At 74.3% G+C, this 15933-nt stretch carries 12 protein-coding genes (1 of these 12 running past the window's edge); 8 read left to right on the top strand and 4 right to left on the bottom strand.

Going from position 1 to position 15933, the window contains the following annotated elements; genetic code table 11:
• Positions 1-3 precede the first annotated feature (3 nt).
• Entirely contained in the window at positions 4-1080 is a 1077-nt protein-coding gene (locus ACIBK9_RS19595) for a hypothetical protein (RefSeq protein ID WP_397159901.1), read from the top strand.
• A 31-nt stretch (positions 1081-1111) separates the two neighbouring features.
• On the opposite strand, the gene selD is transcribed toward ACIBK9_RS19595, so the two are convergent.
• Positions 1112-2104 (bottom strand): selenide, water dikinase SelD, encoded by a 993-nt coding sequence (gene selD, locus ACIBK9_RS19590; RefSeq protein ID WP_397159899.1) that lies wholly within the window; start codon positions 2102-2104, stop codon positions 1112-1114.
• Positions 2105-2231: 127 nt separating this feature from the next.
• Between selD and selA the strand changes: the two genes are divergently transcribed.
• Complete coding sequence (selA, locus tag ACIBK9_RS19585) at positions 2232-3542, top strand: L-seryl-tRNA(Sec) selenium transferase (RefSeq protein ID WP_397159897.1); 1311 nt, start codon at positions 2232-2234, stop codon at positions 3540-3542.
• Here selA and ACIBK9_RS19580 read toward each other — a convergent pair.
• From ACIBK9_RS19580 to ACIBK9_RS19570, 3 genes are read right to left on the bottom strand one after another with little or no spacing between them, the layout of a single operon-like run.
• The gene (locus ACIBK9_RS19580; protein ID WP_397159895.1) at positions 3520-4017 is read right to left on the bottom strand and encodes a hypothetical protein; all 498 of its coding nucleotides are present in this window, start codon (positions 4015-4017) and stop codon (positions 3520-3522) included. The genes selA and ACIBK9_RS19580 overlap by 23 nt on opposite strands.
• 44 nt (positions 4018-4061) lie before the next feature.
• The gene (locus ACIBK9_RS19575; protein ID WP_397159893.1) at positions 4062-4346 is read right to left on the bottom strand and encodes an FAD-dependent oxidoreductase; all 285 of its coding nucleotides are present in this window, start codon (positions 4344-4346) and stop codon (positions 4062-4064) included.
• 48 nt (positions 4347-4394) lie between these two features.
• A complete protein-coding gene (locus ACIBK9_RS19570; RefSeq protein WP_397159891.1) occupies positions 4395-4718 on the bottom strand; it encodes a hypothetical protein in 324 nt (107 codons plus the stop codon).
• Positions 4719-4842: 124 nt separating this feature from the next.
• On the opposite strand from ACIBK9_RS19570, the gene ACIBK9_RS19565 reads away from it, so the two are divergent.
• The 6 genes from ACIBK9_RS19565 to ACIBK9_RS19540 all read left to right on the top strand — a co-directional run.
• Positions 4843-6774, top strand: a complete 1932-nt coding sequence (locus ACIBK9_RS19565) for a fumarylacetoacetate hydrolase family protein (protein WP_397159889.1) — start codon at positions 4843-4845, stop codon at positions 6772-6774.
• An 86-nt stretch (positions 6775-6860) separates the two neighbouring features.
• Positions 6861-7334: a DUF6463 family protein gene (locus ACIBK9_RS19560; protein ID WP_397159887.1), complete on the top strand. Its 474-nt coding sequence runs from the start codon at positions 6861-6863 to the stop codon at positions 7332-7334.
• 115 nt (positions 7335-7449) lie between these two features.
• Positions 7450-8739, top strand: a complete 1290-nt coding sequence (locus ACIBK9_RS19555) for a phosphatase PAP2 family protein (protein WP_397159885.1) — start codon at positions 7450-7452, stop codon at positions 8737-8739.
• A 602-nt stretch (positions 8740-9341) separates the two neighbouring features.
• Complete coding sequence (locus tag ACIBK9_RS19550; RefSeq protein WP_397159883.1) at positions 9342-10832, top strand: thioesterase domain-containing protein; 1491 nt, start codon at positions 9342-9344, stop codon at positions 10830-10832.
• Positions 10829-15439: an amino acid adenylation domain-containing protein gene (locus ACIBK9_RS19545; RefSeq protein WP_397159881.1), complete on the top strand. Its 4611-nt coding sequence runs from the start codon at positions 10829-10831 to the stop codon at positions 15437-15439. Before ACIBK9_RS19550 ends, ACIBK9_RS19545 begins: the two co-directional genes overlap by 4 nt.
• Positions 15436-15933, top strand: the start of a protein-coding gene (locus ACIBK9_RS19540) for an SDR family NAD(P)-dependent oxidoreductase (RefSeq protein ID WP_397159879.1). 4929 nt of this gene lie beyond the right edge of the window; the window shows 498 of its 5427 coding nt (coding positions 1-498); it begins with the start codon at positions 15436-15438; the stop codon falls past the right edge of the window. Before ACIBK9_RS19545 ends, ACIBK9_RS19540 begins: the two co-directional genes overlap by 4 nt.

Below are 15933 nucleotides of genomic sequence, written 5' to 3'. Positions count from 1 at the left end.
CCGGTGACCGACGACGGGTTCGGCGAGAAGGTCATGAGCGATCGGCTGCCCACGTGGCGACGGCCCCGCGGGCCGGCGTTCGTCCCGCGCAGGGCGCTGGTCGCCGGGTCGGCCGCCGTCATGGTGGTCGTCGGCGCTCTCGCCGTCTTCCAGGCGCGTTCGCCCGCCGGTCCGGACACCGGCGTGACGGTGGCCTCGCCGCCGCACGTCGTCCGGCCGCCCGCCCAGGCGCCGGCGCTGCCCGTCACCGGCCCGGCCGGGCGGGGCCTCCTGGTGTACACCGCCTGCCAGTCGCAGTGCCCCACCTTCCTGCTGCTCGCCGACGGCCGGCAGTTCCTGCTGGGCGCGCGGACCGTCAGCCCGCCGGGCAACATCACGCTCTCCCCCGACGGGCGCTGGCTCGGGCAACCCGTCAGAGGCGGGTACGAGGTCAGAGACCTGCTGGGCGTCGCGGTCCACCGGCTCGAACCGCCGGCCGGCGGCGGCGCGGACAGCGCGTACAGCCCATGGGCGTGGTCGGCGGACTCCCGGCGGCTGATCGTCGGCTACCACGCCAGCGGGGACGTGCGCTCCTACCGGACGCTGGAGCTCCCGAGCGGCCACGCCCGCGAACTCGACCTGCCGCCCGGACGGGAGCCGGTCGGCCTGCCGCCGTCGGGCGAGCCGCTCCTCCTCGACATCGGACGGCACGACAGGCCGCCGCTCGACCGGGTCACGCTGGAGCACGCCGGCACCGGCCACACCCTCACCCTGACGTCCGGCGCGGGCGTACTCAGCGACACCGACCACGGGCTGTCCGTCCAGGTGAGCGGCGAGCGGATCTTCACCCTGGAGTACTCCGGCGACCGGATCACGGTCCTGGAGTTCGACGTCACGGGACGGCAGGTGGCCCGCCTGCCGCTGCCGGCCGGCCGGTTCCCGGTCGGACCGGTGGACGGCGGCTTCGCCGTCGTCCAGGTGCCCCAGGACCAGGTCCGTGGGCGGCAGGAGCTGGCGGTGCTCTCCCCGTCGGGCAGTCGGCCGCTGTTCGACGTGCCCGGCCTGGCGGCCGTCGTCCTGCCGGGCGGGGCCCGGCACTAGGCGGCCGCGGGGTTTCGCCCGGCGTCGGCGTTCAGGGACGGATGACGACGGTGTGCCCGGTGTGCTCGATCAGCTCGCCGACCACCGGGGCGCCGGGGATCTCCCCGGCTACCAGCAGCCCCCCTGAGGTCTGCGCGTCGGCGAGCAGCAGCAGGGTCTCCTCCGGGACGTCGCCGGGGTCGAGATGCGGGGCCACCCAGTCGAGGTTGCGCCGCGAGCCGCCGGGGACGAACCCCTCCTTCACGGCCTGCGCCGCGCCGTCCAGCATCGGCACGGCCGAGGCGTGCAGCACGGCGGTGACGCCGGAGGCGCGGGCCAGCTTGTGGAGGTGGCCCAGCAGGCCGAAGCCGGTGACGTCGGTGGCGCAGCGGATCCCGGCGGCCACGGCCTGGCGCGAGGCGTCCGCGTTCAGCCGGGTCATGGTCTCCACGGCGTGCGGGAACACCTCGCCGGTGCTCTTGTGCCGGTTGTTGAGCACGCCCAGGCCGAGCGGCTTGGTCAGGGACAGCGGCAGGCCGGGGCGGCCGGCGTCGTTGCGCAGCAGCCGGTCGGGGTCGGCGACGCCGGTGACGGCCAGGCCGTACTTGGGTTCGGCGTCCACGACGCTGTGCCCGCCGGCCAGGTGGCAGCCCGCCTGGGCGGCCACCTCCGCGCCGCCCCGCAGCACCTCGGCGGCCAGGTCGTAGGGCAGGAGGTCGGGGGGCCAGCACAGGAGGTTGAGCGCGACCACGGGCCGGCCGCCCATGGCGTAGACGTCGGAGAGGGCGTTCGCCGCGGCGATGCGGCCCCAGTCGTAGGGGTCGTCGACCACCGGGGTGAAGAAGTCGGCCGTGCTGATGAGCACGGATCCGTCCTGGGTGCGGACCACGGCGGCGTCGTCGCCGGATTCCAGCCCCACCACGAGCTCCGCCTCGGGATCTCGGGGGAACGGCATGCGTGCGTCGCCGAGCAGCGATTCCAGGTCCGCCGCGGGGATCTTGCAGGCGCAGCCGCCGCCTCGGGCGTACTGCGTGAGCCTCTTCATGATCACACCTTAGGACGATCACGGCCGTCATGATCGCTTTTCTGGCGGTTGATCATATGATGCCTGATCGGCCCCGGTACGAGACCTGGAGACACCGTGCTTCTCACGCCGAACGGACGTCCCTAGCATGACCGACCATCGTCGATCCATCCCGCGGACGGACACGCTGCTCGCCGACCCCCGGCTGGTCGAGGCCCGACGGCGGTTCGGCCACGCCCAGGTCAAGGCCGTGATCGTCGCGGCGCAGCGGCGGGCCAGAGAGGGCGAGCTCGCGCCGGAGGACGTCCTGACCGCGGCGCTGGCGGCCCTGCCCGCCTCCGCCGCCGGCCTGCGGCCGGTGATCAACGCCACCGGCGTGCTGCTGCACACCAACCTGGGCCGCGCCCCGCTGTCGGACGCCGCCCGCCAGGCGGTGCAGCTGGCCGCCGGGGTCACCGACGTCGAGCTCGACCTCGACACGGGCGACCGGGGCAGACGGGGACGTACGGCGCTGGCCGCCCTGGCCGCCGCCGTGCCCGCGGCCGAGGCGGTCCACGTCGTGAACAACAACGCGGCGGCGCTCGTGCTGGCGGCCACCGCGCTGGCGGCAGGCGGCGAGATCGTGGTCAGCCGGGGGGAGCTGATCGAGATCGGGGACGGCTTCCGCCTTCCCGACCTGCTCGTCTCCACGGGGGCCCGGCTGCGCGAGGTCGGCATGACCAACCGCACCGCCCTGGCGGACTACGCCGACGCGATCGGGCCGCGGACGGGCCTGGTGCTGAAGGTGCACCCGTCCAACTACCGGATCGAGGGGTTCACGGCCGACGTCCCGGTGTCGCGGCTGGCGGCGTTGTGCCGGGAGCGGGGTGTCCCCCTCGTCGCCGACGCCGGCTCGGGGCTGCTGGCCCACGAGCCGCTGCTGCCCCGCGAGCCCGACGTCACGAGCTGGTTGACCGAGGGCGCGGACCTCGTCACCACCAGCGGGGACAAACTGCTCGGCGGCCCTCAATGCGGGCTGCTGTTCGGCCGCGCCGACCTCGTGGACCGGCTGCGCCGCCATCCCCTCGCCCGCGCGCTGCGGGTGGACAAGATCACCCTGGCGGCGCTGGAGGCCACGGTCGCGGGCCCGCCGACGCCGATCTGGGAGAGCCTGCACGCCGATCAGGCCACGCTGCGCTCTCGCGCCGAGGACCTGGCGGCCCGGCTGCGCGACAAGGGGATCGACGCCGAGGCCGTCGACAGCCGGAGCGTGGTCGGCGGCGGGGGCGCGCCCGGGGTGTCCCTGCCGAGCGCCGCCGTCGCGCTGGACCGGCGGGCGGCCGCCGCGCTGCGCCGGGCGCAGCCGCCCGTGCTCGCCCGGGTGGAGAACGGCCGCTGCCTGCTCGACCTGCGCGCGGTGCCGTCCGGCCACGACGGGACGCTGCTGGCCGCCGTCCTCACCGCGTGGCCGGAGGGCTGACCGGGCCCGCCGTGGACGACCGCGGCGGCGCCGCGCCCGGGTAGCTCCGTGCCACCAGGGCCGCGTCGTGTCCCACCCAGCCGAGCAGGGCGGAGCCGCGGTTGCGCTGGAAGGGCAGGCCGACGTACGTCAGGCCGGGCACCGGGCTGATGCCGCCGGTGTGCAGCGGCACGCCGTCGGCCAGGGCGCCGGGCACCCGCAGCCAGCCGTAGTCGGGCCGGTAGCCGGTCGCCCAGATCACGACGGACGGCGTGACGGTCTGCCCGCCGGCCGTCCGCAGCCGGCCGCCGTCGGCGGAGACGACGCCGTCGACGACGCGGACGCCCAGGCGGCGCAGTCGCCCGGGGCCGACGCCGATCAGCGGGTCGCGCTCGCGGACGAGGCGGCCGAACCGCCCGCCGGCCGGGGCGGTGACCACCCCGAGGGCCCGCAGCCAGGCGAAGACGTCGCGGCCGAGGACACGCTGGGGCAGCACCGGCTGACGTTTGCCGACCGCGAGCGTGACCTGCCGGTCCCGGCTCAGCTCGGCGGCGATCTGCAGGCCGGAGTTGCCGCCCCCGCGTAGTCCTCCAGGTAGCCGGCCACCTCGTCCTTGCCGGGGTGGCGGTCGCCGTCGCCGGGCAGCGGCAGGCCGGGGAGCGAGCTGAGCCGGGCGGGGGTGAACAGGCGCAGGGAGTCCCAGCGCCGCCGCCAGGACTCTCCCACGCGGGAATGGGCCTCAAGGAGGAGCACGTCGTGCCCGGCCAGGCGTAGTTCCCGGCCTGCGGCGAGCCCTGCCTGACCGGCGCCGATGATGATGATCACATGGACCAGCCTGGCCTGGCCGGGGCCCGGCGGGCTTGAACGAACCTGCTAACCCTCCAGCCAGCGCACCCCGGTGGCCAGCGCCGAGGGCGCGTCGCCCATCATGCGGCGCACGGTCCGGGTCAGGTGGGCGGCGTCGGAGAAGCCGGCCGCGTGCGCGGCGGCGGTCAGCGTGGCTCCCCGCGACAGTGAGGAGAGCGCGGCCCGCACCTCGTGCGCCGGCCCGGTGCCGCCGCGCAGGACCAGGCCGTCGCCGACCAGGAGTTGCACGGCGTGGTGGGCGTGCATGCCGCCCGCGCCGACGTGTCCGGCGTAGTAGAGGCGGCCGGGCGTGATCGCCGCCCATCCCCGCCGCGGGCTCGGCGTGTTCACGGGCCGCCATGGTGATCGATCGCCAAATGGCGATGATGCCATGCGATCGGCTATGCCCGACGACCGAGCGAATGTCAGCGGCTATAGCCTATGTTGGTCAACATAGAGACGAAGGAGCTCCCCCATGCGTTGGGTGACCTACGCGACCGGCACCGGCGACCGCGTCGGCGTGCTCGGCGAGGATCTGATCCACCCCGTCGCGCCCGGTGTCCGGCTGCTCGATCTCCTCGGCGGCGGCGCCGAGGCGCTGCGCGCGACGGGCGAGCAGGCGCTCGCGTCGTCGGCGGAGACGGTTCCGCTGGCCCAGGCGAGGCTGCGGGCGCCCGTTCCGCGCCCGCCCTCCATCCGCGACTGCCTGTGCTTCCTCGACCACATGCGCAACTGCCGGCAGGCCGCCGGTCAGCCGCGCACCCTGCCGGACGCCTGGTACCAGGTCCCGGCCTTCTACTTCGCCTGCCCCTCGACGGTCGTCGGCCCGTACGACGACGTGACGATCTCGCCGGGCAGCGCCTGGTTCGACTTCGAGCTGGAGATCGCCGCGGTCATCGGCCCGGGCGGCCGGGACCTCACGCCGGAGGAGGCCGAGGAGCACATCATCGGCTACACCGTCTACAACGACTGGTCGGCGCGGGACCTGCAACTGCGGGAGTCCCCGCTGGCGATCGGCCAGGCCAAGGGCAAGGACGGCGCGACCACGCTCGGCCCGTTCCTGGTCACCCCGGACGAGCTGGCGCCCTACCGCCGCGACGGCCGGCTCGCCCTGCGCGTCGAGGCCGCCGTCAACGGCGAGATCGTCGGCTCGGGCCGCACCGACGGCATGGACTGGAGCTTCGGCGAGGTCGTCTCCTACGCCTCGCGCGGCGTGGACCTGCTGCCCGGCGACGTGTTCGGCTCCGGCACCGTGCCGGGCTGCTGTCTCGTCGAGCACCTGTCGATGGCCGACCCGTCCGCGTTCCCCGGCTGGCTGGGGGACGGCGACGTCGTCGAGCTGACGGTCGAGGGGCTGGGCCGGACCCGTCAGACCGTCCGGGCGTCAGCCAAGCCGTACCCGTTGACGCCGCGGCACGACCCCGACCGCCGCCCGCCGCGCCCGCGCGTCAACAACGCCCGCTCCAGGCTGCCCTACACCCGAGGTCTGCACGAGGTCGGCGCGGGCGTGTGGGCCTGGCTGCTGCCCGACGGCGGGTACGGCCTGAGCAACGCCGGGCTCGTCACCGGCGAGGGCGCGTCCCTGCTGGTGGACACGCTGTTCGACCTGCCGTTGACGGCCGAGATGCTGGCCGCCATGCGGGAGGTCACCGACCGGCATCCGCTGACCCACGCCGCCATCACGCACTCCAACGGCGACCACTGCCACGGCACCCAGCTGCTGGGCGAGCGCGTCGACATCGTCTCCGCGGCGGCCACCCGCGCGGAGATGCGGCACGAGATGCGCCCCGACCTGCTGACCGCCGCCCAGGTGATGGACATCGGCCCGGCGACGCCCTACTTCCGCGAACGCTTCGGCGCTTTCGACTTCAGCGGCATCCGCCTGCGGCTGCCCACCCGGACGTACGACCGGGCGCTCACCCTCGACCTTGGCGGCCGGGAGGTGCGCCTGACGGACCTCGGCCCCGCCCACACCAGCGCCGACACCGTCGTGCACGTGCCGGACGCGGGCGTGCTCTTCGCGGGCGACCTGCTGTTCGTCGGCTGCACGCCGATCGTGTGGAGCGGCCCGATCGCCAACTGGATCGACGCCTGCGACAGGATGCTCGCCACCGGCGCCCACACGATCGTCCCCGGCCACGGCCCGGTCACCGACCCCGACGGGATCCGCGCGGTGCGCGGCTACCTCGCCCACGTGGTCGACCAGGCGGACGCCGCCCACGCCCGCGGCCTGTCCTTCCCCGAGGCGGTCGGCGCGGTGGACCTGGACGAGTACGCCACCTGGCTGGACGCCGAGCGGATCGTGGTCAACCTGCACCGCCGCTACCGCGAGCTCGACCCCGCCGCCACTCCCCCGCTGGACCAGATGACGCTGATGGCCATGATGGCCGAGAGGGCGCTCGCATGAGGCCGCCGGAGACCGCCCCGGGAGAGGGAGCGGCATCCCCCTCGCGAGGGAGCACACCGGACGGCTCCCGGGAGAGGCTGGCAGGCATGAGCACCTCCTCCCCGCTCGCGACGGCCACACCGCCGGACCGGCTCACCATCTGGGCCGGGCGAGCCATGATCTTCATCGCCCTGGCGCACACCGCCGTGTTCGCCCCCCTCGCCCCCTGGGCGAGCTGGCTCGCCGGAGACCTGCGCAACGGCCTCGCGGACGGCGACTCGCAGGCGGTCTTCTGGGCGCTGCCCGGCGGGTTCGTCGTGGTGCTGGCGCTGCTGGGTCTGCTGGTGGCGCGGGCGGGGCGGCAGGGGCAGCAGGTTCCCGGATATGTCGGGTGGGCGATCCTCGTCTGGGGGGCCGTAGGCGTCGGCCTGATCGGAATGAGCGGTTTCATTACCGCGATCGTGCCTTCCGGGCTGCTCATCGCGGCGAACGTCATCGCGGTGCGGGAAAAGCGCGACCGGCGTGCCGTGCGCGGCGGCCATGACCGCGCCGACGGCATCACTCGACGTCAGACCTCCTGAGAGGGCGCGATGGCCCGCCGTCGTTCCGGCGGGCCCGTTTTTCGGACGTGTCGTTATCGGGTTTTCGCTTATTTGGCCGCTTAACGGCCTTGAGGCGACATAGTAATTTTCTCGAATGCCTCAATCACGTGGTAGGCGACGGCCGGTCATCGCACGATGGCTGGCCGTCCTCGTCATCGCCGCCGTCGCCCCGGCGGGACCGGGCTCATCGACCGCGTACGCGTCGGGCTCACAACCGCCCGAGAACGCCGTCGTCGTCTGGGACCGCAACGCCCAGACCGCCATCTGGGACGTCGCCGGCCAGCAGCCGCAGGTCCAGGCGCGCAGCTTCGCCATGGTGCACGGAGCCGTCTACGACGCGGTGAACGCGATCGCCGGCACCCCCTACCAGCCGTACCTGACCGCGCCGCGGGCCGACGGCGGGGAGTCGACGGAGGCCGCCGTCGCCACCGCGGCCTTCCGCGTGCTGAACAAGCTCTTCCCCGCCCAGCAGGCCCGGCTGACGACCCAGTACGACGAGTACCTCGCCACGATCGCCGACGGCGGCGCGAAACGACGCGGCGTCACCGTGGGCGAGCAGGCGGCGGCCGCGATGATCGCCGCCAGGGAGAACGACGGCGCGTTCGGCGACCAGACCTGGCCGATCGGCACCCAGCCCGGCCAGTGGCGGCCGACGCCGCCCACGAACGCCTCGGACGGGGCCTGGGTCGGCGACCTCAAGCCGTTCCTCATCCCCAGCGCGTCGATGTTCCGCACCTCGGGCCCGCCCGCGCTGACCAGCTCCCGCTACGCCAAGGACGTCAACGAGCTGAAGCGGATCGGCGGTGCGGACAGCACGGTCAGGACGCAGGACCAGACGCAGGCCGCGATCTGGTGGCACGACCGGCACCTGGCCGAATGGGAGATCAAACGCCAGCTCGCCACGACCCGGCGGCTGAACCCGCTCCAGGCGGCCCGCATGTTCGCCATGGTCGACCTGGCCGAGGCCGACGCCACGACCGCCTGTTACAACGAGAAGGCGGCGTGGGCCTTCTGGCGGCCGGTGACGGCGATCCGCCTGGCCGACACCGACGGCAACCCCCGCACCACGGCCGACCCGGACTGGACGCCGCTGCTCGTCACCCCGCCGCACCCGGACTACACCTCCGGGCACACGTGCTTCACGGCGGCCAGCATGTCGGCGCTGGCCCACTTCTTCGGCAGGGACGACATCCCCTTCAGCGGCTACAGCTCCGACTCGGGCACCACCAGGAGCTTCCGCGGCTTCTCCCACGCCCTGGCCGAGGTCGTCGAGGCCCGCGTGTGGGGCGGCATCCACACGCGCACGGCGGACGTGCAGGGCGCGAAGATCGGCGCCCAGGTCACCGCCTACATGGTGAGGCACTACTTCCGGCCGAAGCGGTGAGGCCGGAGGTAGTGAGTCCGGGCGACCCGCCCGCCCGCCGCTGAGACCGGAATCGCAGTGATCTCGAGACCTCCTCGTGCTCGTCGCGCACGGGGAGGTCTTCCTGATCCCGGCCCTGACAGGACGGGGGCCGACGGCTGTCAGCACCCCGCGAGGCCACTGCCAGCGGGATGACCGCCGATCTGACCGATATGGAGAATCGGACCCGACTCAATCAGTCAATAGGGACAGGGACCCCTTCAAACGACAGGACCGAAACCCTAATTACGGGCATTCCATAGAGGGACAAGATCATCACGCAGGGTGGCAGAACCCCAGAACGCGAGGGCAGGCAGAGATCATCCGCCCAGCCGGGGAGGTCCACCGCCCGCAGACGCACCCGCCGGAAGCGGGTTTTGTCGATGGCCGAAACCAGCATTCCATCGTTGGTTTAAATTTCATCCCTTGACTGACTTTCGGACAAAATAATAGGAATGGCGTGGCTTCAGCCGTGAGCCGCCCCTCGCCAGGTCGAACCCTGACGAGCGGCCCATATTTCCTGCTGCCCGCGCGACGACCTCGCCCGGCGCGGCAGACCTGCCGGAGGGTGACTTCGCGTCGCGATGCCAGAAGAACAGCCGCTGTCCGAGACACCGTTCGCCTCGCTGACGCGATACCCGCCCGGCGCTCGGACCCTCTTCTGCCTCCCCTACGCCGGTGGGGACGTCACCGCCTTCTGGGCGTGGCGGCAGGCGTTCGACGGCGTCCTGGACGTGCGGGTGGCCATGCTGCCCGGCAGGGAGGGCCGGGTGGCCGAGCCCGGAGCCCTATCCCCCGAGCTGATCGCCCGGTCCATCGGCGCCGCCGTCGCCCGGCAGCGCACGCCGTACTCGATCTACGGGCACAGCATGGGCGGCCGGGTCGCCTTCGAGGTGGTCCGCGAGCTGCGGCGGCTCGGCGTGCGGGCGCCCGAATGCCTCTACGTCGGCGCCGCGCACCCGCCGGAGCGCCAGGAGACGCTGGGACGGTGGACGGGCCTGGGCGACGAGGACCTGGTCGACGAGCTCATCCTGCGGCTCGGCGCGCCCGCGGAGTTACGCACGCAGCCCGAGGTCAAGGCCCTGCTCATCCCCGCGCTGCGGACGGACATGGAGTGGCTGCGCCGCTACCGCTTCACCCGCCAGGAGCCCCTGGACGTGCCCATCGTCGCCTTCGCCGGCGCGCACGACCGGGAGGTCACCCACCCCACCATGCTCGCCTGGGCCCGCCACACCTCCTCGACCTTCCGCCTGCACACGCTCGACGCCGCGCACCTCTTCCTCGCCACGCACGGTGAGGAGGTGGCGCGGACGATCGCGGCCGGCCCGGAGCGGAGCCTGGCCGCGGACGAGGTGCACGTGTGGCTGGCCGACCTCGACGAACTGCCCGAGATGTGCGCGTCCCTCGACGAGCTGTCGCCGCGGGAGGCGGCGCGGGCGGCCAGGTTCCGGCAGGAGGACGGCCGCCGCGGCTTCGTCGGCAGGTCGGTGCTGCTGCGGCGGCTGCTCAGGGAGTACGGGGTCGAGCCGGGCCTCGCCGAGCCGCCCGGCCGGTCCGGCGGCCTGCCGTACGGCGGGACCGAGCTGACCTACAGCGTCGCCCGGTCGGGCGGGCTCGTGCTGGTCGCGCTGACGACCGGCCGGGAGGTGGGCGCCGACCTGGAGCGCTTCCGCCCGCCGGCGGACGAGCAGACGTTCTTCGAGCGGATGCTGGACGAGCGGGAGCGCGACGAGTTCGCCGCGCTGCCCGAGGAACTGCGGTTGCACAGCGCGTTGCGCACGTGGACGGCCAAGGAGGCGCTGCTGAAGGCGTCCGGTGACGGGCTGCGGGTGGATCCGGCGCGGTTCGGGTTCGCCGGGCAGCGTCCGGGCCGGACGTGGGTGCCCGAGGCGTCCCCTGAGGCGGGCCCGGAAGTGGACGCTGAGGCGGAGTGGCTGGCGGGGTGGCGGGTGACGCACCTGCCGCTGGGCCGGGCGATGGCCGCGATCGCCCTGCGCGCGCCGAGCTTCCTGCTGCGTTTCGAGACGGTACGGCAAGGCCGGCTGGTACGGCCGGGTGTGGAGGCCGCAGGATGACACTCCTCAGCAGTCTGATCACGGCTCAGGCCGCGCGGACCCCGGACGCCCCGGCGGTCCGGCAGTGGGAGAACGTGCTCACCTACGCCGAGCTGGTCGAGCGGGCGTGGGCGCTGGCGGCCCGGCTGCGCGAGCTCGGCGTCGGGCCGGAGTCGCGGGTGGGGTTGTGCACCCGCCGCACGCCGCTGATGCCGGTGGCGGTGCTGGCCGTGCATCTGGCGGGCGGGGCGTACGTGCCGCTGGACCCGGGGCATCCGCGCCGGCGGCTGGAGGAGGTGCTGGCGGACGCCGGGATCGCGGTGGTCGTCGTGGACGAGCGCGGCCACGAGCTCCTGGACGGCTGCGCCGCCACGCTCGTCGACGCCTTCCAGCCGGGGCCGGCCGAACCCCGGGAGAGCGGCGCCGTCGCGGCCAACGCGGCGTGGGTGATCTACACCTCCGGCTCCACCGGACGGCCCAAGGGCGTGGTGGTGAGCCACGCCAACGCGGTCTTCTTCGTCACCGCGACCGTCGCGCGCTTCGGCCTGGACGCGAGCTGCAGCTCGATGGCCTTCTCCGCGCTGGGCTTCGACGCCTCGATCATGGACATGGTGCTCCCGCTGACCGTCGGCGGCTGCGTGCAGCTCGTGCCGGACGAGGACCGCGTGGACCCGGCCCGGTTGCAGCACTTCCTGGAGGGGCACGACGTCACCTGGGGTTACCTCCCGCCCGCGCTGCTGCCGCTGGTGGACCCGAGCCGGCTGCCGCACCTGCGGGACGTGGTGACGGCGGGCGAGCCGCCCCCGCCCGAGCAGGTGGCGCGCTGGTCGGCGCACACCCGTTTCCACAACCTGTACGGCCCGACCGAGCTGACCGTCGTCGTGGTGGGCGGCGAGTTCCACGGCGTGTGGGAGCGTCCGCTGCCGATCGGCCGGCCTTTGACCGGCTGCCGGGCGTACATCGTGGACGAGGACATGAACGAGTGCCCGCCGGGCGTCCCCGGCGAGCTGCTGATCGGCGGCCCGCAGGTCAGCCGCGGCTACCTGGACCGGCCCGCGCTGACGGCCGAGCGGTTCGTGCCCGACCCGTTCTCGGACGAGCCCGGCGCGCGGCTGTACCGGACCGGCGACCACGTGGCGTGGCAGGAGGACGGCCAGATCGCGTTCATGGGCCGCCTCGACCGCCAGGTCAAGGTCCAGGGGCAGCGCGTGGAGATCGGCGAGGTGGAGACGACGCTGCGCGCCCATCCCGGGGTGCGGCAGGCGGTGGTGGACTTCGCGGGCGAGCTGGTCGCCTACGTGACGCCCGAGGACGCGCCCGACCTGGCCGCCCTGCGCGAGGACCTGGCGGTGCGGCTGCCGCCGTACATGCTGCCGACCAGGCTGGTCCGGCTGCCTCTCCTGCCGCTGAACGCCTCGGGCAAGGTGGACCTGGCCGCCCTGCGGGCGCAGTCGCAGCGGGAGCGGGGAACGGCGAGCGGGCTGGCCGGGATCTGGGCGCGGGTGCTGGAGGCGCCCGTCCCGGACGACGAGGACGACTTCTTCCAGCGCGGCGGCCACTCGCTGCGGGCGATGCGGCTGGTGGCCGCGGTGCGCGCGGAGCTGGGCCGGGTGGTCTCGGTCCAGGACGTGTACGAGGGCCGGACCTACGGCGCGCTGCGCGCGCTGGTGGCGGGCGCGGAGCGGGCGTCCGCCGCCGCGCCGCCCACCGGCAGCCCGGCCGCGTTCTCCCCCGCCCAGCGCCGGATGTGGTTCGTCGAGCAGCTGGCGCCCGAGTCGGCCGCGCACAACATCGCGATGGCCGAGCGCATCCGGGGGCCGCTCGACGTCGCCGCGCTCCGCCGGGCGCTCACCGCCGTGGTGGCGGCCCACGAGGCGCTGCGCTGGCGGGTGGCCTCGCGCGACGGGATCCCCGACGTGACGGTCGCGCCGCCGCGCGAGGTGCCGCTGCCGATCGACGACCTCTCCCCCGCCGAGCTGGACGCGGCCCTGCAGAAGGAGGCGCGGGAACGCTTCGACCTGGCCGCCGGGCCGCTGTTCCGGGCGCGGCTGCTCCGGCTGGCCCCCGACGAGCACGTGCTCTGCCTGACCGCGCACCACCTGGTGTTCGACGGCTGGTCGCAGGACGTGCTCTTCCGCGGCCTGTCGGCCGCCTATCGCGGCGAGCCGGTCGAGGCGGGCGAGCACACGTTCGCCGACTACGTGCGCTGGCTGCGCGCGAACGGCGACGGCCAGGCGCTGGGCTGGTGGCGCGAGCGCCTGCACGATGCCCCGCTGGTGCTGGACCTGCCCAGGGACGCGGCCAGGCCGCCCGCGCAGACCTTCCGCGGCGCCGCCGTCCGGGGCGAGGTGGACGCGGAACTGGCCGGCCGGGTGGCCGAGCTGGCGGCGGAGCTCGGCACCACCCCGTACGCGGTGCTGCTGGCCGCCTTCGGACGCCGCCTGGCCACCCTGGCGGGACGGGACGACCTGGTGGTGGGGGCGGCCTACGCCGACCGGCCGCACGTGGCGTTCGAGTCGCTGGTGGGGATGTGCGTGCAGGTCCTGCCGCTGCGGCTGCGCCCCCGGGGCGACTTCGCCGGGCAGGTGACGGCGTGCGCGGCCGAGCTGAACGCCGCGATCAGGCACCGGGACGTGCCGCTCGGGCAGCTGCTGGAGTCGCTGCGCCTGCCGCGCGACCTGAGCCGCAACCCGATCACGCAGGTCATGTTCAACATGTACAACTTCGCGCAGGCCCATCTGGACCTCGACGGCTGCGCCAGCGAGACGCTGCGGCCGGGGCTGCCCGGGGCGCTGTTCGACCTGACGATGTACGTGGGCGAGCAGCGCGGCGGCTACGCGCTGGAGCTGGTCTACAACCCCGACCTGTTCTCCGCCGAGCGCATGACGGCGCTGGTCGACGGCTATGTCGAACTGCTCCGCGAGTCGCTGACCGGGCAGCTGCGACCCGAGCCCCCCGACGCCGCGCTGCCGGCCTGGGACGGGCCCGGCCTGCTGGAACTGGCCGGCGACGCGCACGCCGGGGCGCGGCGGCGGACCGAGGCGGCGCTGCGCGGCGCCGGGGTCGAGCCGGGGGCAGTGGTGGCCGTCGTCGCCTCCCGGGTGCCCGAGCTGCCGGGGATCCTGCTCGGCGTGCTGGCGGCGGGGGCACGGTGGGTGGTGATCGACTCGGCCTATCCCGCCGCCGTCCAGGAGCGGCAGATCGCCGCCGCCGGAGCGCGGGCCGTCCTGCGGGACGACGCGGTCGAGCTGCGCGAGGGCGGCGCCCTGCTGCCGGGTCCCGGCTACCTCTCGATGACCTCGGGCACCACGGGCGCCCCCAAGGCGGTGGTCACCGGCGAGCGGCCGCTGGCCCATTTCCTGTCCTGGTACGTCCGCACCTTCGCCGTCGAGCCGCACGACCGGTTCGCGCTGCTGCACGGGCCGGCCCACGATCCGGCGCTGCGCGACATGTTCGTGCCGGCCGTGGCGGGCGCCGAGCTGTTCGTGCCCGAGCACGAGCTGGCCCGCGATCCCGGCAAGCTCGTCACCTGGCTGCGCGAGCACGCGATCACCGTCCTGCACCTGACGCCGCAGCTCGCGGCGATGCTGGCGGGCACCGGCGGCACGCTGCCCGACGTGCGGCTGGTCGGCGTGGGCGGTGACCTGTTCACCGGCGTCCAGGCGGCCCGGCTGCGCGCGCTCGTGCCCGATGCCCGGATCGTCGCCTTCTACGGCACGACCGAGACGCCGCAGGCGCACGCGTGGCACGAGCTGGCGGAGCCGTACCCGGAGGTCGTGCCGATCGGGCGGCCCGTCGAGGGCAGCGAGATCATCGTGGTGACGCCGGACGGCAGGCGGGCCGGTGTGGGCGAGCTCGGCGAGGTGGTCGTCCGCAGCCGCCACCTGGCCGACGGCTACCTGGATCCGGCGCTGACCGGCCGGCGCTTCGCCGGCGACCGGTTCCGCACCGGCGACCTCGGCCGGCGCAACCCCGACGGCACGATCACCCCGGCGGGGCGCGCCGACGACCAGGTGAAGGTGCGCGGCTTCCGGGTCGAGCTGGGCGAGGTGGAGGCCGCGCTCGCCGCCTGCCGGGACGTGCGCGCCGCCGCCGCCAGGGTCGAGGACGGCACGCTCGTCGGCTACGTGGTGCCGGCCCGGCCGGGCCTGGCGGCGCACCGCCTCCTGGACGAGCTGCGCGGCGCGCTGCCCGAGCACGCCGTCCCCAGCGAGGTGGTGGCGCTGCCCGCGCTGCCGCTGACGCCCAACGGCAAGGTGGACCGCGCCGCGCTGCGCGGCCGGCCGGTCGAGCAGCCGAAGGCCGGCGGCGGCCTCCACGGCCCCACCCAGAAGACGGTCGCCCAGGTGTGGCGCGCCGTGCTGGGCGTGCCGCGGCTCGGCCCCGACGACAACTTCTTCGAGATCGGCGGCCACTCGCTGGCCGTGGCGGCGGTCCAGGCCCGGCTGCGGGCGGCGACCGGCCGCGAGATCCCGATCACGGAGCTGTTCAGGCATCCCACGATCCGGACGCTGGCCGCTCATCTCGATGGAGCGGGCGGCAGTCCGGGGCTGGACCGGGCGGCGCGCCGCCTGGCCTCACGGCGAGACAGGTTGAGGAACCGCAACGAGAAGGGGATTGCCCCATGACGGACGAGCCCACGGCCGAGCCGATCGCGATCATCGGCTTGTCGTGCCGAGTCCCGGGAGCGGGTGACGCGCAGCAGTTCTGGCGCAACCTCGCCGACGGCGTCGAGTCGCTGACCACGTACACCCTGGAGGAGCAAAGGGCGCTGGGCACGGCGGAGAGCCTGCTGGCCGACCCGAACTTCGTGCCGGCCGCCATGACGCTGGACGACTACGAGGGCTTCGACGCGGCGTTCTTCGGCATGTCGATCAGGGAGGCCGAGGTCCGCGACCCGCAACACCGGCTGTTCCTGGAGCTGTCGCACACGGCGCTGGAGGACGCGGGCTACGACCCGTTCCGCTACCCGGGCGAGATCGGCGTCTACGCCGGGACCGGGACGGACACCTACCAGTGGCGCAACATCCGCAGCAACGCCCAGGCCCACAAGAACGCCGGCTGGCTGGCGGTCATGGTGGGCAACCACGTCGACTACTGCGCCACGCTCACCTCCTACAAG

It is taken from the genome of Nonomuraea sp. NPDC050227 (genome assembly GCF_044459705.1).
Lineage (GTDB): Bacteria > Actinomycetota > Actinomycetes > Streptosporangiales > Streptosporangiaceae > Nonomuraea.
The sequence above is the reverse complement of the archived record's forward strand: the minus strand, read 5'-3'. Positions and strand labels throughout refer to the sequence as shown.